The organism is Janibacter cremeus (assembly GCF_013409205.1).
Classification (GTDB): domain Bacteria; phylum Actinomycetota; class Actinomycetes; order Actinomycetales; family Dermatophilaceae; genus Janibacter; species Janibacter cremeus.
The window spans coordinates 2,044,875-2,071,597 of record NZ_JACCAE010000001.1; the positions used below are offsets into that span (position 1 = coordinate 2,044,875).

Annotated in this window: 26 protein-coding genes; 20 read left to right on the forward strand and 6 right to left on the reverse strand. The window is 71.2% G+C overall.

The window, feature by feature from the left end; all coding sequences use genetic code 11:
- The first annotated feature begins 58 nt into the window (after positions 1-58).
- The 3 genes from clpB (at position 59) to BJY20_RS09720 (ending at position 5,283) form a co-directional block, all read left to right on the forward strand.
- Positions 59-2,629, forward strand: a complete 2,571-nt coding sequence (gene clpB, locus BJY20_RS09710; RefSeq protein WP_185991344.1) for an ATP-dependent chaperone ClpB — start codon at positions 59-61, stop codon at positions 2,627-2,629.
- Between the two features lie 197 nt (positions 2,630-2,826).
- Positions 2,827-3,903: a baeRF3 domain-containing protein gene (locus BJY20_RS09715; protein WP_185991345.1), complete on the forward strand. Its 1,077-nt coding sequence runs from the start codon at positions 2,827-2,829 to the stop codon at positions 3,901-3,903.
- Between the two features lie 51 nt (positions 3,904-3,954).
- The gene (locus BJY20_RS09720) at positions 3,955-5,283 is read left to right on the forward strand and encodes a mechanosensitive ion channel family protein (RefSeq protein ID WP_185991346.1); all 1,329 of its coding nucleotides are present in this window, start codon (positions 3,955-3,957) and stop codon (positions 5,281-5,283) included.
- Positions 5,284-5,293: 10 nt separating this feature from the next.
- Here BJY20_RS09720 and BJY20_RS09725 read toward each other — a convergent pair whose 3' ends face one another.
- From BJY20_RS09725 to BJY20_RS09735, 3 genes are read right to left on the reverse strand one after another with little or no spacing between them, the layout of a single operon-like run.
- On the reverse strand, positions 5,294-5,728 hold the full coding sequence (locus BJY20_RS09725; RefSeq protein ID WP_185991347.1) for a DUF1330 domain-containing protein: 435 nt from the start codon (positions 5,726-5,728) through the stop codon (positions 5,294-5,296).
- Positions 5,729-5,772: 44 nt separating this feature from the next.
- Positions 5,773-6,861, reverse strand: coding sequence for an acyl-CoA dehydrogenase family protein (locus tag BJY20_RS09730; protein ID WP_185991348.1), 1,089 nt, complete (start codon positions 6,859-6,861; stop codon positions 5,773-5,775).
- Positions 6,862-6,863: 2 nt separating this feature from the next.
- Positions 6,864-8,039, reverse strand: a complete 1,176-nt coding sequence (locus BJY20_RS09735) for an acyl-CoA dehydrogenase family protein (protein WP_185991349.1) — start codon at positions 8,037-8,039, stop codon at positions 6,864-6,866.
- A 136-nt stretch (positions 8,040-8,175) separates the two neighbouring features.
- Between BJY20_RS09735 and BJY20_RS09740 the strand changes: the two genes are divergently transcribed.
- The 3 genes from BJY20_RS09740 to BJY20_RS09750 are packed head-to-tail and all read left to right on the forward strand — an operon-like array spanning position 8,176 to position 11,678.
- Positions 8,176-9,279, forward strand: coding sequence for an FAD-dependent oxidoreductase (locus tag BJY20_RS09740; protein ID WP_185991350.1), 1,104 nt, complete (start codon positions 8,176-8,178; stop codon positions 9,277-9,279).
- A gap of 9 nt (positions 9,280-9,288) precedes the next feature.
- Positions 9,289-9,978 carry an LppX_LprAFG lipoprotein gene (locus tag BJY20_RS09745; protein WP_185991351.1) on the forward strand — a complete coding sequence of 230 codons (690 nt, stop codon included), beginning with the start codon at positions 9,289-9,291 and terminating at the stop codon, positions 9,976-9,978.
- The gene (locus tag BJY20_RS09750; protein ID WP_185991352.1) at positions 9,978-11,678 is read left to right on the forward strand and encodes an MFS transporter; all 1,701 of its coding nucleotides are present in this window, start codon (positions 9,978-9,980) and stop codon (positions 11,676-11,678) included. The genes BJY20_RS09745 and BJY20_RS09750 overlap by 1 nt, the downstream gene beginning before the upstream one ends.
- On the opposite strand, the gene BJY20_RS09755 is transcribed toward BJY20_RS09750, so the two are convergent.
- The gene (locus tag BJY20_RS09755; protein WP_185991353.1) at positions 11,640-12,521 is read right to left on the reverse strand and encodes an alpha/beta fold hydrolase; all 882 of its coding nucleotides are present in this window, start codon (positions 12,519-12,521) and stop codon (positions 11,640-11,642) included. The two genes, BJY20_RS09750 and BJY20_RS09755, sit on opposite strands and share 39 nt — an antisense overlap.
- Complete coding sequence (locus tag BJY20_RS09760) at positions 12,518-13,336, reverse strand: exodeoxyribonuclease III (RefSeq protein ID WP_185991354.1); 819 nt, start codon at positions 13,334-13,336, stop codon at positions 12,518-12,520. Before BJY20_RS09760 ends, BJY20_RS09755 begins: the two co-directional genes overlap by 4 nt.
- Positions 13,337-13,383: 47 nt before the next feature.
- On the opposite strand from BJY20_RS09760, the gene BJY20_RS09765 reads away from it, so the two are divergent.
- From BJY20_RS09765 to BJY20_RS09810, 10 genes are all read left to right on the forward strand, one after another.
- Positions 13,384-14,130: a dienelactone hydrolase family protein gene (locus BJY20_RS09765; protein ID WP_185991355.1), complete on the forward strand. Its 747-nt coding sequence runs from the start codon at positions 13,384-13,386 to the stop codon at positions 14,128-14,130.
- Entirely contained in the window at positions 14,127-14,891 is a 765-nt protein-coding gene (locus BJY20_RS09770; RefSeq protein ID WP_185991356.1) for an SDR family NAD(P)-dependent oxidoreductase, read from the forward strand. The genes BJY20_RS09765 and BJY20_RS09770 overlap by 4 nt, the downstream gene beginning before the upstream one ends.
- 197 nt (positions 14,892-15,088) lie before the next feature.
- The gene (gene pyrE / locus BJY20_RS09775) at positions 15,089-15,643 is read left to right on the forward strand and encodes an orotate phosphoribosyltransferase (protein WP_185991357.1); all 555 of its coding nucleotides are present in this window, start codon (positions 15,089-15,091) and stop codon (positions 15,641-15,643) included.
- A gap of 170 nt (positions 15,644-15,813) precedes the next feature.
- Entirely contained in the window at positions 15,814-16,845 is a 1,032-nt protein-coding gene (locus BJY20_RS09780) for an ABC transporter substrate-binding protein (protein ID WP_185991358.1), read from the forward strand.
- A 4-nt stretch (positions 16,846-16,849) separates the two neighbouring features.
- Positions 16,850-17,842, forward strand: coding sequence for a FecCD family ABC transporter permease (locus tag BJY20_RS09785; protein WP_185991359.1), 993 nt, complete (start codon positions 16,850-16,852; stop codon positions 17,840-17,842).
- Entirely contained in the window at positions 17,839-18,900 is a 1,062-nt protein-coding gene (locus BJY20_RS09790; protein WP_185991360.1) for a FecCD family ABC transporter permease, read from the forward strand. Before BJY20_RS09785 ends, BJY20_RS09790 begins: the two co-directional genes overlap by 4 nt.
- Positions 18,900-19,832, forward strand: coding sequence for an ABC transporter ATP-binding protein (locus BJY20_RS09795; protein WP_185991361.1), 933 nt, complete (start codon positions 18,900-18,902; stop codon positions 19,830-19,832). Before BJY20_RS09790 ends, BJY20_RS09795 begins: the two co-directional genes overlap by 1 nt.
- Positions 19,829-20,692 carry a siderophore-interacting protein gene (locus BJY20_RS09800; protein ID WP_185991362.1) on the forward strand — a complete coding sequence of 288 codons (864 nt, stop codon included), beginning with the start codon at positions 19,829-19,831 and terminating at the stop codon, positions 20,690-20,692. The genes BJY20_RS09795 and BJY20_RS09800 overlap by 4 nt, the downstream gene beginning before the upstream one ends.
- Positions 20,693-20,736: 44 nt before the next feature.
- Complete coding sequence (locus BJY20_RS09805; protein WP_185991363.1) at positions 20,737-21,528, forward strand: HAD family hydrolase; 792 nt, start codon at positions 20,737-20,739, stop codon at positions 21,526-21,528.
- Between the two features lie 43 nt (positions 21,529-21,571).
- Positions 21,572-22,378 (forward strand): DUF1206 domain-containing protein, encoded by an 807-nt coding sequence (locus BJY20_RS09810; protein WP_343062841.1) that lies wholly within the window; start codon positions 21,572-21,574, stop codon positions 22,376-22,378.
- Positions 22,379-22,405: 27 nt separating this feature from the next.
- Here the strand turns inward: BJY20_RS09810 and BJY20_RS09815 are convergent, their stop codons facing one another.
- On the reverse strand, positions 22,406-23,056 hold the full coding sequence (locus tag BJY20_RS09815) for a phosphatase PAP2 family protein (protein ID WP_185991364.1): 651 nt from the start codon (positions 23,054-23,056) through the stop codon (positions 22,406-22,408).
- Positions 23,057-23,088: 32 nt separating this feature from the next.
- Here BJY20_RS09815 and BJY20_RS09820 point away from each other — a divergent pair, with 32 nt between their 5' ends.
- Genes BJY20_RS09820 through BJY20_RS09835 form a run of 4 tightly spaced genes read left to right on the forward strand, consistent with a single transcriptional unit; the run spans position 23,089 to position 26,606 of the window.
- Complete coding sequence (locus BJY20_RS09820; protein WP_185992554.1) at positions 23,089-23,898, forward strand: TrmH family RNA methyltransferase; 810 nt, start codon at positions 23,089-23,091, stop codon at positions 23,896-23,898.
- 47 nt (positions 23,899-23,945) lie between these two features.
- Positions 23,946-24,587, forward strand: a complete 642-nt coding sequence (locus BJY20_RS09825; protein ID WP_185991365.1) for a VOC family protein — start codon at positions 23,946-23,948, stop codon at positions 24,585-24,587.
- Positions 24,588-24,594: 7 nt separating this feature from the next.
- Complete coding sequence (locus BJY20_RS09830; RefSeq protein ID WP_185991366.1) at positions 24,595-25,950, forward strand: sensor histidine kinase; 1,356 nt, start codon at positions 24,595-24,597, stop codon at positions 25,948-25,950.
- Positions 25,947-26,606, forward strand: coding sequence for a response regulator (locus BJY20_RS09835; protein WP_185991367.1), 660 nt, complete (start codon positions 25,947-25,949; stop codon positions 26,604-26,606). Before BJY20_RS09830 ends, BJY20_RS09835 begins: the two co-directional genes overlap by 4 nt.
- The last annotated feature ends 117 nt before the right edge of the window (positions 26,607-26,723 follow it).

The following is a 26,723-nucleotide window of genomic DNA, read 5'->3' on the forward strand; positions in this document are numbered from 1 at the left end:
GACTCAACTTTGCATCGGTTGATCCGTGTAGACGAACCATCAGCCCAGAAGGAGAACCATGGAGTTCCAGCCGACGACGAAGGTCGCCGAGGCGCTTGCCCTCGCCCAGCGCGCCGCCCAGACGCAGGGGCACGCGGAGGTCACCCCGGACCACCTCGTCAGCGCGCTCGTGCAGCTCGACACCCCGCAGTGCGACACCCTGCTGCAGGCCGCCGGGACCGGAGCCTCCCACGTGCTCGGCCAGGCCGACGCGGCGCTGCGTTCGCTGCCCACCACGAGTGGCGCCGCCCAGCCCCCTTCGCTCGGCCGTGAGCTGGGTGCCGTCCTGCAGCAGGCCGACACCCTGATGCGGGCGAAGGGGGACACCCACCTCGCCCTCGACGTCCTCCTGCTCGCGCTGGCCGAGACCGGCCACCTGGCCGCGGTCGAGAAGCGCGGCGCGAAGGACATGGAGGCGAAGCTCGAGGAGCTGCGCGGCGGACGGAAGGTCACCTCGCAGACGCCGGCCGACGGTGGCGAGGCCCTGCAGGAGTACGGCACGGACCTGACCGCGATGGCCCGGGACGGCAAGCTCGACCCGGTCATCGGCCGTGACGCCGAGATCCGCCGCGTCGTGCAGGTGCTCTCCCGACGGACGAAGAACAACCCGGTGCTCATCGGCGAGCCCGGCGTCGGCAAGACCGCCGTCGTCGAGGGGCTCGCCTCGCGCATCGTCGACGGGGACGTCCCGGAGTCGCTGCGGGACAAGCGCCTGATCAGCCTCGACCTGAGCGCGATGGTCGCCGGCGCGAAGTACCGCGGTGAGTTCGAGGAGCGCCTGAAGGCCGTGCTCGAGGAGATCAGGTCCAGCGAGGGTGAGGTCATCACCTTCATCGACGAGCTGCACACGGTCGTCGGTGCCGGCGCGGGTGGTGACAGCGCGATGGACGCAGGCAACATGCTCAAGCCCATGCTCGCCCGTGGTGAGCTGCGGCTGGTCGGCGCGACGACGCTCGACGAGTTCCGCGAGCACATCGAGAAGGACCCGGCGCTGGAGCGCCGCTTCCAGCAGGTCTTCGTCGGTGAGCCGAGCGTCGAGGACTCCATCGCGATCCTGCGTGGCCTGAAGGAGCGCTACGAGGCCCACCACAAGGTCGAGATCGAGGACACCGCGCTCGTCGCGGCCGCGACGCTGTCCGATCGGTACATCACCGGGCGCAAGCTGCCGGACAAGGCGATCGACCTCGTCGACGAGGCGGCCTCCCGACTGCGCATGGAGATCGACTCCTCACCCGTCGAGATCGACGAGCTGCGCCGCGCCGTCGACCGGCTGAAGATGGAGGAGCTGCACCTGAAGAACGAGACCGACGAGGCCTCGATGGAGCGCCTCGCGCGGCTGCAGCAGGACCTCGCCGACAAGTCCGAGGAGCTTGCGGCGCTGACCGCCCGGTGGGAGGCGGAGAAGACCGGCCTCAACGCCGTCGGTGACCTCAAGTCGCGCCTGGACGACCTGCGCACGCAGGCCGAGCGGCTGCAGCGCGAGAATGACTTCGAGGGTGCCTCGCGACTCCTCTACGGCGAGATCCCGTCTGCGGAGAAGGAGCTCGAGGCAGCCCAGGCACAGGAGTCGCAGGCCGCCGCCGGCGACGAGTCGCCGATGGTCAAGGAGCGCGTCGGCAGCGACGACATCGCCGAGGTCATCGCCGCCTGGACCGGTATCCCTGCCGGGCGCCTGCTGCAGGGGGAGACGGAGAAGCTGCTGAGCATGGAGTCGATCATCGGCTCGCGGCTCATCGGCCAGACCGAGGCGGTGCGTGCGGTCAGTGACGCGGTGCGCCGCTCGCGGGCCGGGGTCGCCGACCCGGACCGGCCGACCGGCTCCTTCCTCTTCCTCGGTCCGACCGGTGTCGGCAAGACCGAGCTGGCGAAGTCGCTGGCGGACTTCCTCTTCGACGACGAGCGGGCGATGGTGCGCATCGACATGTCGGAGTACTCCGAGAAGCACGCGGTCGCGCGTCTCATCGGGTCCCCACCCGGCTACGTCGGCTACGAGGAAGGGGGACAGCTCACCGAGGCGGTACGTCGCCGGCCCTACTCGGTGGTGCTCCTCGACGAGGTGGAGAAGGCCCACCCCGAGACCTTTGACATCCTGCTGCAGGTGCTCGACGACGGGCGCCTGACCGACGGCCAGGGGCGGACCGTGGACTTCCGCAACGTCATCCTGGTGATGACGAGCAACCTCGGCAGCCAGTTCCTCACCGACGTCACGCTCGACGTCGAGGCGCAGCGGGAATCGGTGATGGGCATGGTGCGCCAGGCCTTCAAGCCAGAATTCCTCAACCGCCTGGACGAGGTCGTCGTCTTCGACGCGCTCAGCCGGGACGAGCTGAGCCACATCGTCGAGCTGCAGGTGCGCGAGCTGTCCACGCGACTGGCCGACCGCCGGATCGAGCTCGAGGTCACCGACGCCGCGCGCGCCTGGCTCGCCGAGCAGGGCTACGACCCGGCCTACGGCGCCCGACCGCTGCGCCGCCTGGTGCAGAAGGAGATCGGTGACCGCCTGGCCACCGGGTTGCTCGCCGGCGAGGTTCGCGACGGCAGCGGCGTCACGGTCGACGTCGACGAAGGGAGCGGGCTCACCCTTCGCTGATCCTGCGTCGTCAACACCGCCCGGCGCCCTCCACCGCATGCGCGGGGAGGGCGCCGGGCGGTGTTGCGGGCCTCTTGACCTGCTCGCCTATGGTGAGTGAGGAGACCTGAAGGGGGTACTCCATGGACCTGTTGACACGCGCAGAGATCGACGTACTTGCGGAGCCGGGGGGCGGGGAAGCGCGGGTGTCGTTGTTCATGCCCACCCACCGATTCGGCCGAGGCATCGAGGCGGACCGGCTGGGGTGGAAGAACCTCGTCGACGGCGTCGAGGCGGTGCTCGCCCAGCAGATGCGGCGCCCTGATGTCGAGGCGCTGCTCGCCCCGGCCCGAGATCTGCAGGACGACGGCATGGCATGGCAGTACATGAGTGACGGACTGGCGATGTTCCTGCGTCCGGGCTGGGAGCGCACCTTCCGCGTGCCGGCACCCACGCCGGCCTTGGCCACGGCCGGTGACCACTTCGTCCTCGGGCCGATGCTGCGCCTGCTCTCCGGTGACGAGCACTTCCTCCTGCTGGCCCTGAGCCAGCGCGAGATCCGACTGATGGAGGGCAGCCGCAACTCGGTCGAGCAGGTTCACCTGGGCGACATCCCCACGAGCCTGACCGAGGTCGTGGAGCCGCACGAGCCGCGCTCCGACACGATGGCCCGACCGTCCGCGGGCGCCGGCAGGGCCGGCCCGGCGGTGTTCTACGGGCACGGCGCCGGCGATGAGAACCTCAGCAGCACCGAGGTGGTGCGCTTCCTCCGCTCGGTGTCCGCCGGGCTGCACGACCTGCTCAACGGCGCGACCTCGCCCATGGTGCTCGTCGGTCTCGAGCACCTCGTCTGGGCCTACCGTGAGGTCAACAGCTACCCGAACCTTCTGGAGGAGGTCGTCGACCGCAACCCGGACCAACTCACGCCCGAAGAGGTGCACGAGATGGCGTGGCCGTTGATCGAGAAGCGGCTGCGCGAGCAGCGTTCTCGGGTGATCGACCGATTCCGCGAGCTGCACGGGACCGGCCGCGTCTCCGGCGACCTGACGACCATTGCGCAGGCCGCGACCGAAGGGCGGGTCGAGACGCTCTTCGTCCAGGCCGACCCATGGTGCTGGGAGCGCGTCGATGACGCCACGTTGCCGATCGTGCAGCTCGGGTCCGATGCCCGGTATGCCGAGTGCGAGCAGGTCGACGCCGCCGCCATCGCCACACTGAAGAACAGTGGGCACGTCTACGCGACCTCGGAGTCCGTCGTGGCCGACAGCGAGGTCGCCGCGATCTTCCGCTACTGAAGATCACGGTGGATCGGCCGGCTGAGGTGCTCGGCTGTGCCACTATGCAGCATGGCAACAACCTCGGGGGGTTCCGGCGCCGTCGCCCGGTGGGTGGGGGACTTCCTCGGCCTCCCGCCCTTGCAGGAGGCCGAGTTCGTTCCGCTGGGCGCGGCGGTCGTCGTCAGCGCGGCCACCTTCATCGCCGGCTGGGTCGTGTGGCGTTCGCTACGGACCTGGCTGGAGGTGATCGCCGATCGTGTGGCGCCGGGACGCGATACGGACCAACTCGACACCGGACGTCTGGCCAAGGGGCTCGGGCAGGCGCTGGCGGCAGTCCTCCTGTCCGTTGTTGCAGCCGTTGGGGCGTGGCCGCCGTATGCAGAGTTCGTCTTCGACATCGCGATCACCCTCGTCGTCGGGGTGGCTGCGTACTACCTCGTGGCAGGGGCATTCGGGTCCAGGACGGTCGCGCGGGCCGCCGCCGTCGTGATCGCCGCAGTGACGATCTCCCGGCGCTATGACCGGTTGGATGCCCTCGAGGAGTCTCTCGATGGGATCTCCCTCACCCTCGGGTCCGTCGACGTCTCGCTGCTGGACCTGCTGAACTTCGGCGCGGGAGCCCTCGTGCTCTATGCGGCGTTCCGGGTGCTGGCCCGTGTGGCTCGTACCGTGATCCGCTCACGCACCACCCTCGACGTGTCGCAGCGTGAACTCGCCGAGAAGCTCACGATGATCCTCCTCAGCATCGTGACCATCTTCCTGGCCATCGACCTCGCGGGTATCAACACCGCGGCGTTGTCGATCTTCTCCGGGACGCTCGGCGTGGGCCTGGGCTTCGGCCTGCAGAAGGTCGTGTCGAACTTCATGGCCGGAATCGTGTTGTTGTCGGATCGGTCGGTGAAACCGGGCGACACGATCGTCATCGACACGGCCGACGTCGCGGGCGAGGTCACGAAGGTCGGGACCCGTGCCGTCTCGGTGCTCACCCGTGACGGCAAGGTGCATCTCATCCCGAACGAGACCCTCATGACAGAGCGCGTCGAGAACTGGGGGTACGAGCAGCAGCGCGTGCGGCTGCGCATGGCCATCAGTGTCGCGATCGGCAGTGACTACGACCTCGTCCAACGGCTCATGGTGGACGCTGCGAACGCCCACGAACGGGTGCTTGCCCAGCCGGTGCCCCGGGCCAGGATCACGGCGGTGGCGGACAACGGAGTCACCCACGAGCTCCGATTCTGGATTTCCGACCCGGAGCAGGGACTGGGCAACGTGCGCAGCGCCACCTACCGCCGGATCCTCGATGCCTTCGCCGAGCACGAGGTGCTCCTGTCCAATCCCTCGGTCGAGCTGACCGACCCCGCTGCGGCCCGCCCGGAACCCTTGGCTCCGCACGACTGACCAACGCCGCTCAGGCGAAGCCTGCCCCTCCCCCACGCGGATCGAACCTGATCAGTCGGCTGTCGGCCACCGCTGCCGTGCGGTTGATGACCGCTCGCTGGTACTCCTCGTCGGTGATCATGGCGAAGAAGGCTGCAGCAGAGGGGTACTCGGCGATGAAGCCGGCATCCCACCGCTCCTCGGCCGGCCCGGTCAGGGTGACCTGGGGTTTCCCGCGCCAGATGATCTGTCCGCCGACACGCTGGAGGACGGGGCCGCTCGTCCGGCCGTACTCGCGATAGGCGTCCGCCCCGCTCCAGTCCTTCCCGGCGTTGTCGTGATCCACGGGGTAGGACGCCTTCTCCCGGTAGCGGATCAGGTTGAGCATCTGGATCGGCTCATCGCGCGGGAGCGACTTGAACAGGTCGAATGCCTCCCTGCTCGGATCGACGTGGTCTGTGCTCATCGTGCCTCCTGTGTCGTGTGGCTGGGCCGGGGACGTGGTGAGGCTCAGCCGAGGATCGTGACGTCGTCGTGGTGGCCGATGCGGCCGGCCAGCTCGGCCAGGTGCGAGCGGCGATCACCCCAGGTGCGGGTGATCGCGGTCAGCCGCGCGGTGAGGTGGCCGACCGGGTGCTCTGCCGTGACGCCGATGCCGCCGTGCATCTGAATGGCTTCCTGGCCGACGAGGCGGGCAGCCGAATCGACGACGACTCGCGCGCGTAGCAGGCCGTCGGTGTCCAGCGGCTGCTCGTCGGCGGCCATCGCCGCGAACAGGGTCGCGCTGCGCGCGAGCTCGAGACGGGCGTACATGTCAGCGGCCCGGTGGGTGAGCGCCTGGAAGCTGGCCAGGGGCCGCCCGAACTGGGTGCGGTCCCGAAGGTACTCCGTGGTCAGCCGCAGGGCCTCGTCCATCGCGCCGATCGCTTCGGCGCACAGGACGACGCCACCGATGGCCACGGCCTCACGCAGGGCAGCATCGGCCTCATCGCCCTGGGCGAGCATGGTCGCCGCAGTGGCGTCGAACGCGACCTCCTCCGTCGGGGCGCCCGGCTCCGGGAGGAGGAAGACCCCGGTTCCGGCATCCGTGGCGGCGGTCACCAGGAGGTGCGTCGCTGCCGGTGCGTACCGCACCGGAGCCTTCGTCCCGGTGAGGGACCACGTGGCCCCCGAAGCAGTCGCCGTGACATCCGTCGGTATGGGGGACCACGCACGCAACGGCTCGGGCAGAGCAGGGATCGCGAGGACGCTGCCGTCGGTCAGGCCGCCGAGGACCTCCCTGCGGAGGTCGTCCGGGGCCAGCGCACGGACGAGTGACCCGGCGACCACGGTCTCGGCCAGTGGTGCCTGCAGTCCGGCCCGCCCGAGCTCGGTGGCCGCGACCGCGAGGTCCGTGACGCCCGCGCCCACGCCGCCGTCGTCCTCGGGCCAGGTCAGGCCGGGTACGCCGATCTCCACCAGCGCGTCCCACAGGGCGGGGTCGTGGGCGGGCGGCGCCGCGGACGCGCCACGCTCCGCCGGCGGGGAGCCGTGTCGCCGGAGTGCGCCGCTGACGGCCTGCCCGAGGGCCTGCTGCTCGTCGGTGGGGGTGAAGTCCATGGTCAGCCCTTCAGTCCGAGGATGGTCGCTGCGACGATGCCGCGCTGGACCTCGCTGGATCCGCCGTAGATCGTCGCCTTGCGGTAGTTGAGGTAGGTGGGCACGCTCGAGCTCGCCCAGTCCGGGACCGACTCGAGCTCGTCCCACGCCAGACCCATCGGTCCGCTGATGTCGACGGCCAGCTCGAGGACGTCCTGCTGCAGCTCCGTCCCGCAGAGCTTGAGGATGGACGAGGCAGGGTCGGGACGGCCATCGGTCGAGCCGCCGGAGACCCGCACGGCCGTCAGCTCGATCGCCATCAGCTCGGCCTCGAGCTCGGCGAGGCGAGCGCCGATGGCGGGGTCGTCCACGAGGGTCCCCTCGCCGCACCTGACCCGCCCAGCGTGGCCCTTCAGGTCGGCGAGCCAGCGCTTGAGCAGGCCCGTGCTCGCGACGCCGACCCGCTCGTTGCCCAGCAGGAACTTCGCGTAGTCCCACCCGTGGTTCTCCTCGCCCACGAGCTGCTCGGCCGGCACACGAACGTCGTCGAGGAAGATTTCGTTGACCTCGACCCCACCGTCGAGCGTGCGGATCGGCCGGATCGTCACGCCCTCGCTGCGCATGTCCAGCAGGATGAAGGAGATGCCGACCTGCTTCTTCGGTGCATCCGGGTCGGTCCGCACGAGTGCGAACATCCAGTCGGCGTGCTGGCCGAGCGTGGTCCACGTCTTCTGTCCGTTGACGACGTAGTCGTCACCGTCGCGCACGGCGGTCGTGCGCAGCGAGGCGAGGTCGGAGCCGGCGCCCGGCTCGGAGAAGCCCTGGCACCACCAGATGTCAAGGCTGGCCGTCCTCGGCAGGAATCGGGCCTTGAGCTCCTCGGACCCGAAGGCGGCGATCACCGGTCCGACCATCGAGGTGTTGAAGGGCAACGGCGGTGGCACGCCCGCCGCCTGGAGCTCGCTGTTCCAGATGTGCATCTGGAGAGTGCTCCAGTCCTGACCGCCCCACTGCGTCGGCCAGTTCGGCACGGCCAGACCGGCCGCGTCGAGGGCCGCCTGGCTGCGGCGGAAGTCCTCCGGCTCCAAGGTGGCGCCCGCGAGGACCTTCTCGCGCAGGTCCTGGGGGAACTCGGTGGTGAAGTAGGTGCGCATCCGTTCCTGGAATGCGGCGTCGTCCGACGAGAGGCGCAGGTGCATGACGGCCAACGTAGTGCGGGGTGTGACTCCTGAACACCCCCGCCCACGGGCCGGGCTCCGCAGCGATTCCCGGCGGTCGCTCGGTGAGGACGTGGCGAGAGGAAGATGGAGCCATGCATCTCGAGGCGACGCGCACATGAGCGAGCACGTGCTCATCGTCGGCGGCGGCATCGCCGGGCTCACCCTGGCGGCAGCGCTAGACCCGAGCCGCTTCCGCGTGACCCTCGTCGAGGAGCGACCGGAGCGTGCCGGAGCGGGGACCGTCCTGGCGTTGTGGCGGGGCGCGATGGCGGACCTCGACCGCCTCGGCGTGGGGGAGCGGATCCGCGCCGCCTCCATCACGTCCGATCACGGGACCCTGCGGGATTCCCACGGCGGGGTGCTCGCGCGACACCGCGTCCCGCGTCTGTGCTTCGCGCCGCGGCCGGAGCTCGTCGCCGCCTTCGAGGCCGTGCTGCCCACGACGGTCACCCGCCTCACCTGCGAGGTCACGGACCCGCGTGCGCTCGCGACCGAGGTCGGGGCGGACCTGGTCGTGGGTGCCGACGGGGTGCGGTCCGTCTGCCGACAGGCGTGCCTTCGCCCTTCGGGAGTCCTTGCCGGCCGGGGGTTCGTGGCTCGTTCCTCGCACCTCAACCCACGGCCCGTGGTCACCGAGTGGATCGCACTGCGCGGTCACCTCCCCGGGCGACGACCACAGGGACCGACCGAGTGGTGGGGTCCAGGCGGCGTGTTCGGGGTGACACCCGGTCCGCGCGGCGCGGCATGGTTCTGTGCCGTTCGAACCGACCAACCCGACCGCCGTCTCCAGGCACCGTCCCTCGAGGGGGCCCTCGCTCTGGCGACCAACCGGTTCGGTGACTGGGACCCCCTTCTCCAGCAGGTCCTCGCCGAAGTCGGGGGCGAGGCGGACGTGCAGCGCATCCTGCTCGCCCCACCCTTGCGGCGCAGTGCCGCCGACGGTCTCGTCCTCATCGGTGACGCTGCCCACGGCATGGCACCCAACCTCGGGCGCGGGGCCAACGAGGCCATCCGCGACGCGACCGTGCTTGCCGCGATGCTCCACCGCCACGGGGCGAAGGGGGGCCCGCTGGCCTTCCCGAGGCGGCGGCACGCCACCACCCAGGTCCTGCGTCTGGCCTCGTCGGTGGCCCTGCGGACGGCGACGACCTCGCGGTTGGCCGGTGTGCGTGATCACGTCCTGCGCATGTTGCCGCAGCAGGCTCCCCCCACGGGCTAGCGTGTGCGCATGCGACGACGCGCCGTGCTGGTCAGTCTGCCCCTCGCCCTGGCCCTGGTCAGCGCGTGCTCGGTGTTCGAGGAGACCACGCCCCCCGACGAAGCCCTCGCCTCGGCACAGGAGACCTTCGTCGACGCCGGGACCGTCGCCTTCGACCTGAAGCAGTCAGCGATCCCCAAGGGCCGCAACGGCGTCTCCGCTGCCTCCGGCTCGGGGATCATCGATGCGACGACCCCGAAGTTCCGCGGGCAGGTCACCGGTGTGATCAACGGCAACTCGGCCGGGGTGGAGATCATCGCCGTAGACACGAAGACGTGGATGTCCTTCTTCACCGAGGACTTCAACCCGGTGGACATGGCCGACCTCGGCGCGCCCAACCCGGCCGAGTTCTTCCGCGCCGGCAGCGGCGTCGACCAGATCCTGGCGACCACCACCGACGCCGAGGCCGGGGACCGGGTCCGCGACGGCAAGACCGTGCTGCAGGAGTACACCGGCACCGTCCCGGCGGAGGACATCCAGCGGCTGTTCAACCTCGGTGAGACCGCCACCGAGTTCGACGTCACCTACGGCATCGAGCCGGAGAGCGGCGAGCTGCGCGCCGTCACCATCAACGGCGACTTCTACAAGGAGAAGCCGACGACCTTCGCCCTCGCCCTGAAGGACTACGGCAAGGACGTCGAGATCACCGCGCCCAAGTGATGGGCAGCGCCGTGGCAGAGACGTCACCGCGGCTCGGAGCGCGTCCGCGCACGCTGCTGGCCCTGGCCTCCACAGCCGTCGCCCTCGCCGCCGCGGACACCTATGTCGTCGTCCTCGCGCTGACCGACATGATGGCCGGTGTCGGCCTGGGCCTGGACAACCTCCAACGGGCCGCCCCGATCATCTCCGGCTTCCTGCTGGGCTACGTCGCCGTCCTCCCGCTGATCGGGCGCCTGGCCGACCTGGTCTCCCGCTCGCAGATCCTGCTGGGCTGCCTCGTCGTCTTCGTCGTCGGCTCCGGTGTGACCGCCCTGGCCGTCGACCTCGACGTGCTCGTCGCCGGACGCGTCGTCCAGGGAGTCGGCGGGGGAGGGCTCGTGCCCGCGACCCTCGCCCTCGTGGCCGACCTGTGGCCGCCGGGGCGCCGCGGCATGCCGCTGGGCATCGTCGGCGCGGTCCAGGAGCTCGGATCCGTCCTCGGCCCGCTCCTGGGTGCCGCCGTCCTCGTCGTCGCGGACTGGCGGGCGATCTTCTGGCTCAACGTCGTCCTCGGCGTCCTGCTCTTCATCGCGATCGCCGCGGTCTCGGGGGAGAGGCGACGGCCCCCCTTCGTCCCCACGCTGCTCGGTCTCGTCGCCGTCGGCCTGCTGTGGCTCACCCTCGCGGCCCCCGCCGTCCTGGCGACCGACGTCGTGCTGGGCCTGCCGTTCGTCCCCTTCGCCGGGGACAGCCGGGTGTTCACCCCGATCGGGCTCGTCACGGCGGTGCTGCTGCTGGTGCTCGTGGTCATCACTCGCGGCCGCTGGTGGCCGCCCCTGCGGGTGAGTGACCTACCCGGCGCGCTCCTGCTCGGCACGGCGCTGGGGAGCATCGTCCTCACCTTCGCCTCCGCCGACCCGGAGACCGAGGTCGTCGGCCCGCTCGGCTACGCGCTCCTGCCGATCGCGGCCATCAGTGCCGGGCTCTACGTCTGGCGCCACCAGCGGGCCGACAACCCGCTCGTGCCGCGTGGCACGGTCCGGGGGCGCACCTCGTGGGCGCTGGTCGTCTCCTTCCTCGTCGGCGTCGCGATCGTCGCGGTCGTCGTCGACGTACCCCTCTTCTCCCGGCTGACGACGGGCGGATCGCAGACCGAGGCGGCGATGGAGCTGGTGAAGTTCCTCCTTGCCGTCCCCGTCGGTGCGCTCGCCGGCGGCTGGATCCTGCGCTGGGTCGGTGACGGGCTGTCCGCCGGCATCGGGCTCGCCCTCGGCACGGTCGGCCTCGTCCTGATGTCCGGGTGGCAGCGGGGCTCGCTCGAGGAGATCTCGGCGACGCTCACGCTCGCGCTCGTCGGTTTCGGCCTGGGGATGGCGCTCGCCCCGGTCAACGACGCCGCCCTCGCGGACTCGCCGCAGGATTCCCATGGCACCGCGAGCAGTCTCGTCGTCGTCGCCCGGATGGTCGGGATGGTCGTCGGCCTCGCCCTGCTCACCGGGATCGGGCTGCACCGGTACTACGAGGCCGTCGCCGCGATGACGCCCGAGCAGCAGACCGACGGTCAGGCGTTGCTCGACGCCGCTCTGCTGCAGGTGCACACGGTCTTCCTCGGCGCCGCCGGCGCTGCACTCCTCGGCGCGGTCGTCGCTCTGGCCCTGCTCGGGATCCGGCGCAGGGAGGGGTCAGGCGCGCTGGCCCGCGGGTTCGGCGTCCAGGAGTGACTCGATCCGCGAGGCGAGCAGGCCGCTGGCCTCGTAGGTGATCATGTGTCCCACCCCGGGCACCGACCGGAAGGTCGCGCCCGGGATCGCCGCCGCCAGGCGTCGACCCGCCGAGACCGGAGTGAGCCGGTCGCGGGTACCGGTGACGATCTCCGTCGGCATCGAGGCGAAGGGGGTCAACCCCGACCGCAGGTCCAGGCCCATGATCGCGTGGTACCAGTCGGCGACGACGTTGGCCCGGGTCCGACTGGTCATCCGCGCGGTGGCACGCACGGCCTCGGGGTCGGGGTCGTCACCGAAGAGGTTGGCTGCGGTCAGGCGCGGCGTGGTGGGCAGGCCGCGGACACCCGAGGGGAGCCGGCCGAGGACGCCCATGGCGATCCGCTCGCCGGGGATCCCCCGTCTGCCCGGCAGGTGCGCCGCGGTCCCGACGAGACAGGCGCCGCGGACCCGCTGGCGCATGAGGTCGGGGTCGAGCCCGGCCAGCGCCATGATCGTCATGCCGCCCATGGAGTGTCCGGCGAGGACGACGTCGCCCCCGCCGGCGGTCTGCTCGAGGACCGCGCGCAGCGTCCTGCCGAGGTCGCCGAGGCCGGCGCGGCGATCGGAGCCCGACGTCGAGTGGCCGTGCCCGGGTTGGTCGTAGCTGATGATCCGCAGGTCCGGACGTCGTCGTCGCAGCTCGGCGACGACCGGGTCCCAGGCCCGGCCGGTCAGGCACCAGCCGTGTGCGAGCACGAGGGCCGGGCCGGTGGGGGTTCCGGCCGGGGCATGGTCGAAGACGGCGATCTGCGCACCGTCGGGGGCCTCGATGGTCATCCGGTGGTGCTGCGGTGCGGTCACTTCGCCTCGCGCTCGGCCGCGGACCCGTCGTCACCGTCGAGACCGACGATGACCGGGGCGTGGTCGCTGGCACCCTTGCCCTTGCGCTCCTCGCGGTCGATGGCCGCACCGGAGGCACGCTCGGCGAGGCTCGCGGACCCCAGGACGAAGTCGATGCGCATGCCGCGGCGCTTGGGGAAGGCCAGCTGCTGGTAGTCCCAGTAGGTGTAGGTGCCCGGCCCCGGGGTGTACGGGCGCGCGAGGTCGACGAAGCCGTCGTCGAGGAAGGCGTTGAACGCGGCCCGCTCCGGCGGGGAGACGTGGGTCTTGTCCTGGAAGTACTCCATCGACCACACGTCCTCGTCCTGCGGGGCGACGTTCCAGTCGCCGCACAGGGCCAGGGGCGTGCCGTCGGCGGCCCAGTCGCCGGCGCGCTGCCGCAGCTGCTCCAGCCAGGCGAGCTTGTAGGCCATGTGCGGGTCGTCGAGGGCGCGGCCGTTGGGGACGTAGAGGGACCAGACGCGCACCCCGCCGCAGGTGGCGCCGATCGAACGGGCCTCGGGCGCGATCGGGTCGCCGAATCCGGGATCACCGTCGAAGCCGATGGCGACGTCCTCGATCCCCACCCGGGAGAGGATCGCCACGCCGTTCCACTGGTTGATGCCGTGGTGGGCGACCTCGTACCCGAGGTCGGTGAAACGGTGATGGGGGAACTGCTCCTCCTTCGCCTTCGTCTCCTGGATCGCGAGTACGTCGACGTCGCTGCGTTGCAGCCACGCCTCGACACGGTCGGCACGGGAGCGGATGGAGTTGACGTTCCAGGTCGCGATACGCACGAGCGCCACCCTAGCCACGGCCGCCAAGTCGACCTAGGTTCGTCTCCATGCGACCGTTCATCGAGATCCCCGCTGCTGACGGCACGGCCGAGGCAGTCGTCGCCCGACCCGACCGTGGTGCCCACCCGGGCGTGCTGCTGTGCATCGACGCCGTCGGGCTGCGCGAGCGCATCCAGGACATGGCCGACCGCATCGCCTCGTGGGGCTACGTCGTCCTGGCTCCCAACACGATGTACCGGTCCGGCACCGCCGCCGAGACGACCCCGTCGACGGACCTGCGCATCCCGCAGGAGCGGGCCGCATACGGCAAGGTGATCGGGGAGTACCTCGCGCCCCTGACCGGTGCGGCCATCGACGCCGACCTGCCGCACTACCTCGCGGCACTGCGCGTTCTCGACCGCGTCACCGACGGGCCGATCGGTGTCACCGGCTACTGCATGGGCGCGAAGTTCGCGACCCGCGCGGCCGGACTCGACCCGAGCGTCGCCGCCGCAGGTGGCTTCCACGGCGCGGCGATCGCGACGAGCGACCCGGACAGCCCGCACCGCAGGCTCGCCGACGCGAGGGCGGCCTTCGTCTACGGCCACGCCGACAACGACGGCAGCAACCCGCCCGAGGACGTCGCCCGGTTGGACGCGATGCTCGCCGAGCACGGCCTGCAGGCCCGCACGGCGGTCTACCCGGATGCGCCGCACGGTTTCACGATGAGCGACACCGCGAGCTACCAGGAGGCGGGGGCCGAGCGGCACTTCGCCGAGCTGCGCGAGCTCTTCGACGCCTCGCTGCGCGCATGACGGCGCTGGTCACCGGGGCGACCGCCGGTATCGGTCGGGAGTTCGCGGAGCAGCTCGCGGCGAAGGGGATCGGTCTGGTCCTCGTTGCCCGCGACGTCGAGCGGTTGGCGACCGTGTCGGCCGAGCTGCGTTCGGCCCATGGAGTGGCCGTGGAGGTCCTGCCGGCCGACCTGTCCGACCGGGATGACCTGGAGCGGGTGGCGCAGCGGCTGCGCGACCTCGACCAGCCGATCGACCTACTCGTGAACAACGCCGGCTACAGCCTGAACTCGCGCTTCGTCGCCAGCGACATCGCGGCGGAGGAGCAGCTGCTCGACGTGCTCGTGCGCGCGGTCCTCGTCCTCAGCCACGCGGCGTCGACCGCCATGGTCGCTCGCGGTCACGGTCGGATCATCAATGTCTCCTCGATCGCGGGACTGCTCGCGAGCGGTACCTACGCGGCGGCCAAGTCGTACGTGACGACCTTCAGCGAGTCGCTCGCGGGGCAGCTGGCGGGTACAGGCGTCACGGTGACCGCGTTGCTTCCGGGATACGTCCGTACGGAGTTCCACCAGCGGGCGGGCATCGACAAGGGTGGGCGGTCCGGTCCGTTCTGGCTCGACGCGACCGATCTCGTGCGGGAAGCGCTCGTCGACGCCGGGGACGGCAAGGTCATCTCCGTGCCGAGCACGCAGTACAAGGTGATCACCGGGCTCGTGCGGCACGTACCGCGCTCGCTGCTGCGCAGCCGTCGGGTCAGCTCCCTGCACCGCAAGAACTGACCTGCCGCCGCAGGAGACCACATGCGGCCGCGGTCTGCTCTGGTTACCTGCGGGTACGACGACCACCTGTGGCTCGCCGGAGAACCTCCGGCCCGGAAAATCAAGGTTCTCGTGATCGTGGAGACGGCAAGTGGTAGTCGTACCCGCGCGTAACTTGGGTGCGCGCTCCGGCCATCCGCCGTGGGACACTGCTGCCCGTGACTGACATCGCCGCCGACCGCGCCCGCCTGCTCGAGATCGTCAAGGAGAAGGCGATCGTCCACGGACGGGTCACCCTCTCCTCCGGCGCGCAGGCCGACTACTACGTCGACCTGCGCCGCATCACCCTCGACGGAGAGGCCTCGCCGCTCGTCGGCCGCGTCATGCTCGACATGGTCGCCGACCTCGACTTCGACGCCGTGGGTGGCCTGACCCTCGGCGCCGACCCCGTCGCCACCTCGATGCTGCACGCCACTGCGTCGACGGGGGATCGCCTGGACGCCTTCGTCGTGCGCAAGGCGGGCAAGGCCCACGGTCTGCAGCAGCGCATCGAGGGGCCCTCGATCGAGGGCCGGCGCGTCCTGGTCGTCGAGGACACCTCGACGACGGGCTCCTCCCCGCTCGAGGCCGCCACCGCTGCCCGCGAGGCCGGTGCCGAGGTCGTCGCCGTTGCCACGATCGCCGACCGGGCCACCGGCGCCGCCGACAGGTTCGCCGAGGCCGGCCTGGAGTACCGCCACGTCTTCGGGCTGGCGGACCTGGGCCTCGCCTGACACTCCTTGCAGCGCACGGAGCCAGCAGCATCTTGTTGACCCAGCCGCAGCACGTGGTGCGGCTGACCATACGAACTAGAGCCAGCGGCATTTCGTAGTTCCGGGGTTGCACGGAGATTGGGGGGAAATTAAGTTAGGCACGGCTTGCCTAACTTACGGAAGGTTTCACCGTGTCCCCGAACCGCCGCGCAGTCCTCGCTTCCACGCCTGCGCTCCTGCTGGCCCTGTCCGCCTGCTCGACAGGCTCCGCCGACGACACCACAGCGAAGGGCGGGGCGTCGGCCTCCGCGGAGTCCGGCGCCTTCCCCGTCACGATCACGCACGCCTTCGGCGAGACCGAGGTCACCGAGGCGCCGAAGCGCATCGCGACGGTCGGCTGGAACGACCAGGACGTCGTCGCCTCCTTCGGGATCGTGCCCGTCGGCGCCACCAAGATCACCTGGGGTGGCAACGCGCAGGGATCCACCCCGTGGTTCGACGCGGCCGTGCAGGAGGTCGACCCGGACGCCGAGATCGTGCGCTACGACGACGCGGACGGCATCCCCGTCGCCGAGATCGCCAAGCTGACCCCCGACCTCATCCTCGGGGTCAACTCCGGGATGACCGAGGAGGAGTACGCCAAGCTGACGAAGATCGCCCCGACCGTCGGCTACCCCGACCTCGCCTGGGGCACGCCCTGGCAGGAGAGCGTGACGATCATCGGCAAGGCGATCGGTCGCCCCGACGAGGCCGACCGGCTCATCGAGGAGACCAACCAGCTCATCGACGACGCGGTCGAGGAGAACTCTGCGGTCAAGGGCAAGTCCGTCGCCTGGATGTCCGTCAGCCCCACCGACATGTCGAAGATCGACATCTACACCAGCATCGACCTGCGCCCGCAGCTGCTGCGCCGATTCGGCATGGAGGACGCCGACATCGTGAAGAAGAACTCGCAGGGCGATGCCTTCTTCTTCTCCGTCTCCGCCGAGAAGGCGCGCGACATCGACGCCGACGTGCTGATCTTCTACACCGAGGACTCGCAGATCGAGGCACTGAAGTCCGACCCGCTGCTCAGCAAGATCCCCGCGATCGAGCGGGGCAGCTTCGTCGCCTCCGCGGACAACACCGTCGCGATGACGATGTCCTCGCCCTCGCCGATCTCCATGGAGGTCGCGGTGACGAAGTTCCTGCCCTCGGTGGCCGACGCCGCGAAGGCCGTCTGAGCGCATGACGGGTGCCACGCGCACGGGCGCCGTCGCCGTGGGGGGTCTCGCCCTCCTCGCGGCGGCAGCCGTCGCGTCGGTGCTCTACGGCGCGGAACCCGTCCCCGCCGGCGAGGTCCTCGCCGGCATCCGCGACACGGGTGACAGCGCGGCGGCCGGCATCGTCTCCGCACGGGTCGACCGGACGCTCATCGCGGTCGTCGTCGGCGCCTGCGTCGCCATCGCGGGCACGGTCCTGCAGGGCCTGACCCGCAACCCCATCGCCGAGCCCGGCATCCTCGGGCTCAACTCCGGCGCGGCGCTGCTCGTCGTCATCGGGATCCGCGCCGGGCTCCTCGACGGTGTCGTCGACTACCTGTGGACGGCGTTGGTCGGGGTGATCATCGCCGGCCTGGTCGTCCACGCGATCGCGGCGACCGTCCCCCTTCGCCACCAGCCGATGACCACCGCCCTCGCCGGCGCGGCGATCATGGCTGCCAGCTCGAGCATCATGGTCGGCCTGCTCCTCGCCGACGACACGGCGCTCGACCTCTTCCGCTACTGGCAGGTGGGCTCGGTCGCGGGCAAGGACGCCGGGCTGATCCTGCCGATCCTGCCCTTCGTCCTCGTCGGGCTGCTGCTGACGCTGACCTCCGGACGCACCCTCAACGCGATGGCCCTGGGTGACGACGTCGCCCGCTCCCTGGGTCAGCGGGTCGCGCTCGCGCGGGGTGGGGCCCTGGCCGGGGCGCTGCTGCTCACCGCGGCCGCGTGCGCGCTCGCCGGTCCGATCGCCTTCGTCGGTCTGGCGGTGCCGCACCTGCTGCGGCTCTTCGGCGGGCCCGACCACGGCCGGCTGCTCCTGGGCTCGTTGCTGGTGGGCCCCGCCCTGGTCATCGCGGCGGACACCCTGGGCCGGGTCATCGCCCCACCCGGCGAGGTCCAGGTCGGCGTCATGACCGCCGTCGTCGGCGCCCCCGTGCTCATCGTCCTCGCCCGGCGGGCGGTGCGCCGATGAGCACCCTGACCACCGCACCGGACCCCACGTCCGGGACCGCGCACCTCGTGCGGCGCGTGCGGCGCGACCGCTCTCGGCGGGCACTGCGGCGCACGTCGGTCCTCGGACTGCTCGTCGCCGCCGCCTTCGTCGTGCGGGTCACCCTCGGCGACTACACGATCACCATCCCGGACGCGCTGCAGATCATCGGCGGCGCCGATCTCCCCGGCGCGAGCTTCATCCTCATGGAGTCCAAGTTGCCCCGGGCGATCGCAGCCGTGCTCGCGGGAGCCTCGCTGGCCGTCGCCGGCGCCGTCATGCAGGACCTCATGCGCAACCCCCTGGCCAGCCCCGACATCCTCGGTATCAGCGGCGGCGCGTCCACCGCGGCCGTCTTCGCGCTGATCATCCTCGGCCTGGCGGGTCCCGCCGTCACGTTGGCTGCCTTCCTCGGGGCGCTCGCCGTGGCCGCCTTCCTCGTGGGCATGAGCAGCGGGGGAGCGAAGGGGGGCAACCACGCCCTGATCATCGTCGGCGTCGGCTGCTCCGCGCTGCTCGTCGCCCTGACCCACTGGGTCCTGCTGCAGGCCGACGTCTACCGGCTGTCCGAGGCGATGGTCTGGCTGACCGGATCGGTCGCCGCCGCGAGCTGGACCGAGATCGGTCGTCTCGCGGTGCTGGCCGCCGTGGCGCTGCCGGGGATGCTCCTGCTGCACCGACAGCTGCGCGTGATGATGCTCGGCGACGACCTCGCCGCCGGCCTCGGGGTCGCCGTCGAGCGCCACCGGGCGCTCGCGATGCTCGGGGTCGTCCTGCTCGTCGCGGGCACCTGCGCCGTGTGCGGGCCGATCGCCTTCGTCGCGCTGCTCGCCGGGCCGATCGGTCGCCGCCTGCACCAGGGCCGCACCCGACTGGTCGACATCGCCCTCGTCGGCGCGCTCATGGTGGTCCTCGCCGACTACGCGGGCGCCTACCTCGTGCCCGGCGGCGGGAACCTGCCGGTCGGCGTGGTCACCGGGCTCGCCGGTGCCCCCTTCCTCCTGTGGCTCATCGTCACCCGAACCCGAGTGGAGACCTGATGACGGCTGACACGCACATCCCGCCGGTGACGCCGGTGACGCCGGTGGCAGACGAGACGACGGACGAGGCGCCCCTTCGAGGCGCCCACGCGGTGCGTGGGACCCACTCCGTCGCGCCTCATGACACCGCCTTCGTCCCGGCACCGGCCCGGCTGCGGGCCGAGTCGGTCAGCCTCGGCTACCGCGATCGCACCGTCGTCGACCACCTCGACCTCGACGTACCCGACGGCGGGGTGACCGCGATCGTCGGGCCGAACGGCTGCGGCAAGTCCACCCTCCTGCGCGGGCTGGCCCGGCTGTTGCCCGCGCGCGGCGGACGGATCGTCCTCGACGGACGTGACCTGGCCAGGACCCCGACGAAGGCGGTTGCCCGCAGCATCGGCCTGCTGCCGCAGGGGCCGGTCGCGCCCGAGGGTCTGACGGTCAGCGAGCTGATCGCCCACGGTCGTCACCCCCACCAGGGGATCCTGCGCCGGGCCAGCCGCGAGGACGACGCGGTCGTCGCCGAGGCGATGGAGCTGACCGGGACGACGGGCCTGGCCGAACGCGTCGTCGACGAGTTGAGTGGCGGGCAGCGCCAGCGCGTGTGGATCGCGCTCGCCCTCGCACAGCAGCCGGACATCCTGCTGCTGGACGAGCCGACCTCCTTCCTCGACATCGCCCACCAGATCGAGGTGCTCGATCTCGTGCGCTCGCTCAACCGCGCGCGTGGCACCACCGTGGTCATGGTCCTGCACGACCTGGCCATGGCTGCCCGCTACGCCACCCACCTCGTCGCGGTGCGCGACGGCCGGATCATCGCCCGGGGCGACCCGTGCGCCGTCGTCACCGAAGACCTCGTCCACGAGGTCTTCGACGTGCGCTGCCGCATCCTCACCGACCCGGACACCGGCACCCCCGTCGTCCTTCCCCGACCCCAGGAGCAGTCATGAAGATCGCCGAGCTGAAGGACCGCATCGTCTTCGGCGCCGCACGTGTCTGGTACCGCAACTCGATGGCCGAGGTCGCCGAGCGCACGAGCCACGCACAGTTCGAGGCGAGCGTCGCCGCGGTGCGCGAGCTCAACTCCTCGATGCGGCGGATCACGCTCGCGGCCCCCGAGTTCACCGGGTACGACCTCGCCGGGCCGGACGAGTACTTCGGGCTGCTCGTGCCCGGCGCCGATGGTGCCCTGCACATGCCCGACGGTGAGCGGTACAACGTGCGCGCCGCCGTCGCCGAGATGCCGGAAGAGCAGCAGCCGGGGCTGCGCTGGTACACCCTCCGCGAGCTGCGACGCTCCCGCGGCGAGGTGGACGTCGACATCGTCACCCACGGCGACTCGGGCCCCGGCTCGGCCTGGGCGGTGCGGGCGGTCGTCGGGGACACGGTCGGATTCCGCTCCGGCGGAGCGCTGTACACCTCCTTCGAGCCGCCGTGCCAACTCCTCGTCGCGGACGAGACCGCGGTGCCCGCACTCCTGGCGATCGTGGAGGAGCGAGCGCGAAGGGGGCTGCCCGGCCTGGGTGAAGGCGTCGCCGCCCACGTCGAGGTGCCCTCGACGTGCGTCCTCGACGGCGTCGAGGTGCCCGCCGGGATCACCGTGCACGAGCGCGGCGACGCCGCCCCGGGGACCGCGGTGCTCGCGGCCCTGGCTGCCGACCCGTCGACGACGGCAGGCCTGGACTACGCGTGGGCCTGCGGCGAGTCCGGCCTGGCCACCTCCCTTCGGCGGCACCTGGTGGCACAGGGGATGGACAAGAAGGCGATCACCTTCTCCGGGTACTGGAAGCTCGGCGCAGCCCGGGGCTGACCCGCTGCGCAGCGGAGGGGGGCGTGCCGGATAGCGTTCGGGGCATGGAGCCGCATCTCGTCGCACTGGATGTCGACGGCACGATCCTCACCCACGACGGCCGGATGCCCACGGCGACCCGGGAGGCGGTGCGAGCCGTGGTCAATGGCGGGCACCACGTCGTCATCGCCACCGGACGCTCGGTGGTCGCGACGCTCCCGGTCCTGCAGATGCTCGATCTCGACCACGGGTGGGCGGTCTGCTCCAACGGGGCGGTGACGATCGCGCTCGACTCCTCGCAGCCGGACGGCTACCGGGTCGAGGAGACGGTGACCTTCGACCCGAAGCCGGCGATGACCCTCATCCGCGAGCACGCCCCGCACATCCTGTGCGCCGTCGAGCAGGTCGGGGCCGGCTTCAAGGTCGCCCGGCCCTACCCCGAGGGCGTGCTGTGGGGACGGCAGACCGTCGTCCCGTGGGAGGAGCTCGTGGCCGAGCCGGCGACGCGCGTGACCTTCCACGACCCGGAGGGCGACAGCGACGACTTCCTCGAGCTCGTCGACCGGATCGGTCTGCACGGCGTCAGCTACGCGGTCGGTTACACCGCCTGGCTGGACCTCGCGCCGGAGGGTGTCTCCAAGGGCTCGGCCCTGGAGATCGTCCGGCGGAACCTGCGCATCGAGCCGGCCCTGACCTTCGCGGCCGGTGACCAGCGCAACGACCTCGAGATGCTGCGCTGGGCCGCCCGTGGGGTCGCCATGGGCGACGCGCCCGACGAGGTCGTCGCCGCTGCGGACGAGCAGGTAGGACGCGTCGCGGACGACGGCCTCGTGGACGCGTTGCGACCACTGCTGTGAGCGCGAGGCCCCAGGTGTGGCCGCCGGGGTGCAGGATGTGCTGGTGAACACCAACGAAGGGCTCGACTCGGCCCGCCGGGCCGCGCGCGAGGTCGGCGACAACCCCGTCTTCGACGCCCTGGCCAGATGGGGCTTCGTCATGTCCGGGCTGCTGCACATCGTCATCGGGTACACGGCTGCCCGGTTGGCGTGGGGTGGTGGCGGTTCGGCCGACCAGTCCGGTGCGCTGGCCACGCTCGCGAGCAACCCGGCCGGGGTGCTGGTGATGTGGGTCATCGTCATCGGCCTGGTGGCGCTCGTGGTGTGGCAGCTGACCGTCGCCATCGCGCCCGGGGCAGGTGGCGGCTGGCTCGACCGGGGCGAGGCCGTGGCCAAGGCCGCGGTCTACGCCGTCCTGGCGATCACCGCTGCCCGGTTCGCTCTCGGCTCCGGCTCCTCGCAGTCCTCCGAGAAGTCGTCCCAGGACGTCACGGCCAACCTCATGGAGCAGCCCGCCGGCCAGGTGCTCGTCGGCGCCGTCGGCGTCGTCATCGTCGGTGTCGGCGGCTACCACGTCTACAGCGGCCTGAGCCGCACGTTCCTCCAGGACCTCGAGGAGGATCCGGGCACGCCGGCTCGTGTCCTCGGGATGATCGGCTACCCGGCGAAGGGGATCGTCCTCGGCCTCGTCGGCGTCTTCTTCGTCATGGCCGCCGTGCAGCACGAGTCGTCCAAGGCCGCTGGCCTGGACGGGGCACTGAAGTCCCTGCGGGACGAGCCCTTCGGGCCCTACCTGCTCACTGCCGTGGGCGTCGGTTTCGTGGCCTTCGGCCTCTACCTCTTCGCACGAGCGCGCCACCAGCGCATCTGAGGTTCTCCTCGGCCCGTTCGACCCTGCTCAGGCTCGTGGGAGGACCCTGCCCACCCACAGGCCGACGAGGGCCATGGCGGTGCCCAGGACGAGACCGGCCAGGACGTCGCTGGGGTAGTGGACCCCCAGGACGAGACGGTCGGCGGCGGTGAGCGCGGCCCCCGCGAGTACCAGCACGGTCGTGCCCCAGCGGATCCAGGCAGTGTGGACGAACGTGACCAGGGCGATGAGCAGGACCGTACCGAGGGCGACGTTCGTCGCGTGCCCGCTCGGGTAGGACCAGTTGCTCACCTCGACGATCGCGTCGGCGGGGCGAGGCCGCTCGACGAGCAGCTTGCACAGCGTGCCCAGCGCCCAGCCGACGAGACCGACGGCCACGACGAGCAGGGCCCGCGGCGTCACCCGTCCCCGGGCGAGGAGGAGTAACGCGACGACGAGGACGAGCGGGTGGACCAGCCACGGCCCGCTCAGCCCCGCCCAGACCACGGCCGCGTTCTGCACGCCCGGGAACTCGGCGAGCAGGCCGATCGCCCGGGCCACGCCCCCTTCGTCCAGATCGCGGACCGTGGCCGACGGGAGCAGGACCCACTCGCCTAGCGCCGCGACGAGCAGCATCACGCCGGTCATCGCGGCCAGCGCTGACCCGAGGCGAGCGGGGGAGGGGCGTTCATCGGCCATCCACCTGATTGTGGGGCATGCTGGTCCCTGCCATGTCGGATCTCGTCATCACCTCACCCGCCAACCAGCGCCTGAAGGGCCTCGTCACGCTGCGTCGCCGCCGCGTGCGCGAGAGCTCCGGGACCACGCTCCTCGAGGGCCTCGAGGAGACTGCCCTCGCCCTCGACGCCGGTGTGGTGCCGCGCGCCCTCTTCCACTGCCCAGAGCTGATGCTCGACCCCACCGCCGGCGCCGCCCTCGTCGAGCGCGCCCGGCGGACCGGCGCGGAGGTCGTCGAGCTGGGCCGCACCGCCTTCGAGAAGGTCGCCTACCGGGAGGGCCCCGACGGGATCCTCGCGCGGGTCCCCTCGCCCGGCCTCGCGCTCGCCGACGTCGACCTGCCGGACGATGCGCTCGTCCTGTTGTGTGAAGGGGTGGAGAAGCCCGGCAACCTCGGCGCCATGCTGCGTACCGCCGATGCCGCCGGCGTCGCCCTGGTCATCTCCGCGGACCCGGTCACCGACTGGGGCAACCCCAATGTCATCCGCTCGAGCAAGGGCACGGTCTTCTCCGTCCCGGTCGCCTCCGCGAGCACCGACGAGGCCTGGACGTGGCTGACCGAGCGTGGCGTCGCCGTCGTCGCCACGACGCCGGACACCGACGTCGACCACACGGATGCCGACCTCACCGGTCCGGTCGCGGTCGCGGTCGGCTCGGAGAAGTACGGCCTGAGCGACGCGGCCCTGGCGCGGGCCCGGTACCGGGTGCGCATCCCCATGGTGGGACAGGCCAATTCGCTCAACGTCGCCACGTCGGCGGCCATCGTCGTCTACGAGGCGGTCCGCCAGCGCCGGGCCGCCTGACCGGACCCGATTACTGGCCGGAGAGCGGCCTGTGTCACGATGCCACCATGCGCGTTGACCACGTCTCCTTTGCAGCCGACCAGAGCGGTGTCAAGGCCACCGCGGAGCGCCTCGGCGAGGCCCTCGGGGTCACACCGGTCGATGGCGGCCTGCATCCGCGCTTCGGCACCCGCAACATGATCCTGCCGCTGGCGCACGAGCGCTACGTCGAGATCGTCGAGGTGCTCGACCACCCCAGCTCCGACAAGGCGCCCTTCGGCCAGGTCGTACGCGCCCGCTCCGAGGCCGGTGGCGGCTGGATGGGGTGGGTCATCCGCGTCGACGACGACCTCGAGGCCGTCGAGAAGCGTCTGGACCGCCAGGCCGTGGACGGCAACCGACGCCTGAACGATGGTCGCGAGTTCCTGTGGAAGCAGATCGGCATCAAGGGCACCCTCGCGGACCCGCAGCTGCCCTTCTTCGTCAAGTGGGGCGAGGGCTCGCCGCACCCGTCGCAGGAGGCCGAGACCCAGGTGACCATCGCGTCGCTGCAGATCGCCGGCGACCCCGACCGCGTCCGCGACTGGCTCGGCGGCCACCCCGCCGAGGAGACCTCCTCGGTCATCGACTTCGACTTCATCGCCCACAACGGCACGCCGGGCCTGATGTCGGTCACCTTCAACACGCCTGACGGCCAGGTCACCCTCTAGGACCGACATGGCGTCGTGGGTCGACCGCGTTGGTGACTTCTTCGCGCTCGACGACGACTGGGTCCGGCCCGGCGGGGGCATCGGCCGCTCCGACGTGGTCCTCACGATCGTCTCCGTGGTCGTCTCGCTCTTCGTCCTGGAGCTGATGCGCTCCGTCGGCAGCCTGTCGCAGGTCGACGAACCCGTCTGGCAGCAGGTGCTGCTGACCGCGGTGCCCTGTCTCTTCCTGCTGCCTCGTCGGCGGTGGCCGCTGACCACCGCAGCTCTCGCGTCGGCGGGGTATCTGGCCATCGGGATCTACGTGCCGCTGATGACTAGCCTGCTCTCGACACAGATCGTCTTCTTCCTCGTCGTCCTCGCCGGCGTGGCGTGGGCACGCAACCGCAGGGCGATGGTCGCCGTCTACGCCATGATCGTCGCCGCAATGTTCCTCTGGCTCGTGTGGAGCTTCGCGGTCGGGCGTGCGCTGAGTGACATGGCCCCCGACCCCGACCCCGGGGCGCTCTTCTCCGTGACGGTCGCGGCAGCACTGATGGCGAGCATCATCAACATCCTCTACTTCGGCGGTGCGGTCATCGGGGGGCAGGTGGCCTGGCGCGGGGCCCGTCAGAGGGCCGACCTGGAGCAGCAGACCGCGACGATCCGCGATCAGGCGGAGGCATTGCGGGACAACGCGATCATCGAGGAGCGGTTGCGCATCGCCCGCGAGCTGCACGACGTCGTCGCCCACCACATCTCCGGGATCGGGGTGCAGGCGGCCGCGGCCCGTCGGGTTCTCGACACGGACCCTGAGGCGGCGAAGGGGGCCCTCGGCCGGATCGAGTCCGGCTCCCGGGATGCGGTGGGCCAGATGCGTGGCCTGCTCGGCACCCTGCGCAAGGGGGAGACTCCCCCCGGCTCGGACGGTGGCGCCGAGGCGGACGGCTGGGTCGGCGCCGACGGCTCCGACCATGCCCCGCAGCCGGGGCTGGCGGACATCCCCGAGCTGGCCGAATCGCGGGCGTCCACCTCGCTGACCGTCGTGCACGAGCTCGTCGAGGAGAGCACAGGTGACCTCGAGGGGGTCCCCGACTCGATCGGCCACTGCCTCTACCGGACCGCCCAGGAGGCACTGACCAATGTCACGCGGCACTCCAGCGCACGCACTGCCCGTGTGGCGGTGCGGGTGGACGCGGCCAGCGCGGAGATCGAGGTCACCGACGACGGTCGCCCCCGTCCCGGCACCTCGGGGACGGGCATGGGCCAGCTGGGTATCCGGGAACGGATCAACTCCCATCACGGGTCCGTCGAGATGGGACCACGCCCGTTGGGCGGGTATCGCGTCCGGGCGCGGATCCCCCTTCGCTCCGGCGGTGACTCGTGACGCAGAGGTTGCGCGTGCTGCTCGTCGACGACCAGCCGCTGATCCGCTCCGGCTTCGCGATGATGCTCTCGGTCGAGGAGGACCTCGAAGTCGTCGGTGAGGCGGCCAACGGCCGTGAGGCCATCGAGATGGCGGCCACGCACCGACCCGACGTCATCGTCATGGACGTGCAGATGCCGGTCATGGACGGCATCGCCGCGACCCGGGAGATCGTCGAGCGCGAGCTGGGTCGGGTGCTCATCCTGACGACCTTCGACCGGGACGACTACCTCTTCGACGCACTGCAGGCGGGCGCGAGCGGGTTCCTGCTGAAGAACGCGCAGGCCGAGCAGCTCGTCGACGCGCTGCGTGCCGTCGGCCACGGCCACGCGCTGCTCGCCCCGGAGGTGACCAAGCGGGTCATCGCCCAGATGTCGGCCGGCCCGGCCGGGCCCGACGAGTCCGGACGCCACGCGGAGCTGCTGGCCCACCTGACCGGACGCGAGCTGGACGTACTGCGCCTCGTCGGCGCGGGGAAGTCCAACCAGGAGATCGCCGCAGACCTGGTCATCGGCGCCGCCACGGTCAAGACGCACGTCTCGAGCATCTTCGCCAAGCTGCAGGTGCGCGACCGCGTCGGTGCGGTGATCCTCGCCCACGAAGCCGGCATCGTCTGACCCCACCGCTGATCCAGGTGTGACGCGAAGGAGCCTCGAGATCTCCACCCCCGGGGGGAGGCCCCCCACGCCTCAAGACCACCCCGGGGACGGATCCGCGCGGCCGGCCGGATCCAT

Excerpts from the sequence above, each read along its gene's own strand:
- clpB (WP_185991344.1), top strand. The coding sequence starts at position 59 with ATGGAGTTCCAGCCGACGACGAAGGTCGCCGAGGCGCTTGCCCTCGCC.
- BJY20_RS09715 (WP_185991345.1), top strand. The coding sequence starts at position 2,827 with ATGCCCACCCACCGATTCGGCCGAGGCATCGAGGCGGACCGGCTGGGG.
- BJY20_RS09720 (WP_185991346.1), top strand. The coding sequence starts at position 3,955 with ATGGCAACAACCTCGGGGGGTTCCGGCGCCGTCGCCCGGTGGGTGGGG.
- BJY20_RS09725 (WP_185991347.1), bottom strand. The coding sequence starts at position 5,728 with ATGAGCACAGACCACGTCGATCCGAGCAGGGAGGCATTCGACCTGTTC.
- BJY20_RS09730 (WP_185991348.1), bottom strand. The coding sequence starts at position 6,861 with ATGGACTTCACCCCCACCGACGAGCAGCAGGCCCTCGGGCAGGCCGTC.
- BJY20_RS09735 (WP_185991349.1), bottom strand. The coding sequence starts at position 8,039 with ATGCACCTGCGCCTCTCGTCGGACGACGCCGCATTCCAGGAACGGATG.
- BJY20_RS09740 (WP_185991350.1), top strand. The coding sequence starts at position 8,176 with ATGAGCGAGCACGTGCTCATCGTCGGCGGCGGCATCGCCGGGCTCACC.
- BJY20_RS09745 (WP_185991351.1), top strand. The coding sequence starts at position 9,289 with ATGCGACGACGCGCCGTGCTGGTCAGTCTGCCCCTCGCCCTGGCCCTG.
- BJY20_RS09750 (WP_185991352.1), top strand. The coding sequence starts at position 9,978 with ATGGGCAGCGCCGTGGCAGAGACGTCACCGCGGCTCGGAGCGCGTCCG.
- BJY20_RS09765 (WP_185991355.1), top strand. The coding sequence starts at position 13,384 with ATGCGACCGTTCATCGAGATCCCCGCTGCTGACGGCACGGCCGAGGCA.
- BJY20_RS09770 (WP_185991356.1), top strand. The coding sequence starts at position 14,127 with ATGACGGCGCTGGTCACCGGGGCGACCGCCGGTATCGGTCGGGAGTTC.
- BJY20_RS09785 (WP_185991359.1), top strand. The coding sequence starts at position 16,850 with ATGACGGGTGCCACGCGCACGGGCGCCGTCGCCGTGGGGGGTCTCGCC.
- BJY20_RS09790 (WP_185991360.1), top strand. The coding sequence starts at position 17,839 with ATGAGCACCCTGACCACCGCACCGGACCCCACGTCCGGGACCGCGCAC.
- BJY20_RS09795 (WP_185991361.1), top strand. The coding sequence starts at position 18,900 with ATGACGGCTGACACGCACATCCCGCCGGTGACGCCGGTGACGCCGGTG.
- BJY20_RS09800 (WP_185991362.1), top strand. The coding sequence starts at position 19,829 with ATGAAGATCGCCGAGCTGAAGGACCGCATCGTCTTCGGCGCCGCACGT.
- BJY20_RS09805 (WP_185991363.1), top strand. The coding sequence starts at position 20,737 with ATGGAGCCGCATCTCGTCGCACTGGATGTCGACGGCACGATCCTCACC.
- BJY20_RS09815 (WP_185991364.1), bottom strand. The coding sequence starts at position 23,056 with ATGGCCGATGAACGCCCCTCCCCCGCTCGCCTCGGGTCAGCGCTGGCC.
- BJY20_RS09820 (WP_185992554.1), top strand. The coding sequence starts at position 23,089 with ATGTCGGATCTCGTCATCACCTCACCCGCCAACCAGCGCCTGAAGGGC.
- BJY20_RS09825 (WP_185991365.1), top strand. The coding sequence starts at position 23,946 with ATGCGCGTTGACCACGTCTCCTTTGCAGCCGACCAGAGCGGTGTCAAG.
- BJY20_RS09830 (WP_185991366.1), top strand. The coding sequence starts at position 24,595 with ATGGCGTCGTGGGTCGACCGCGTTGGTGACTTCTTCGCGCTCGACGAC.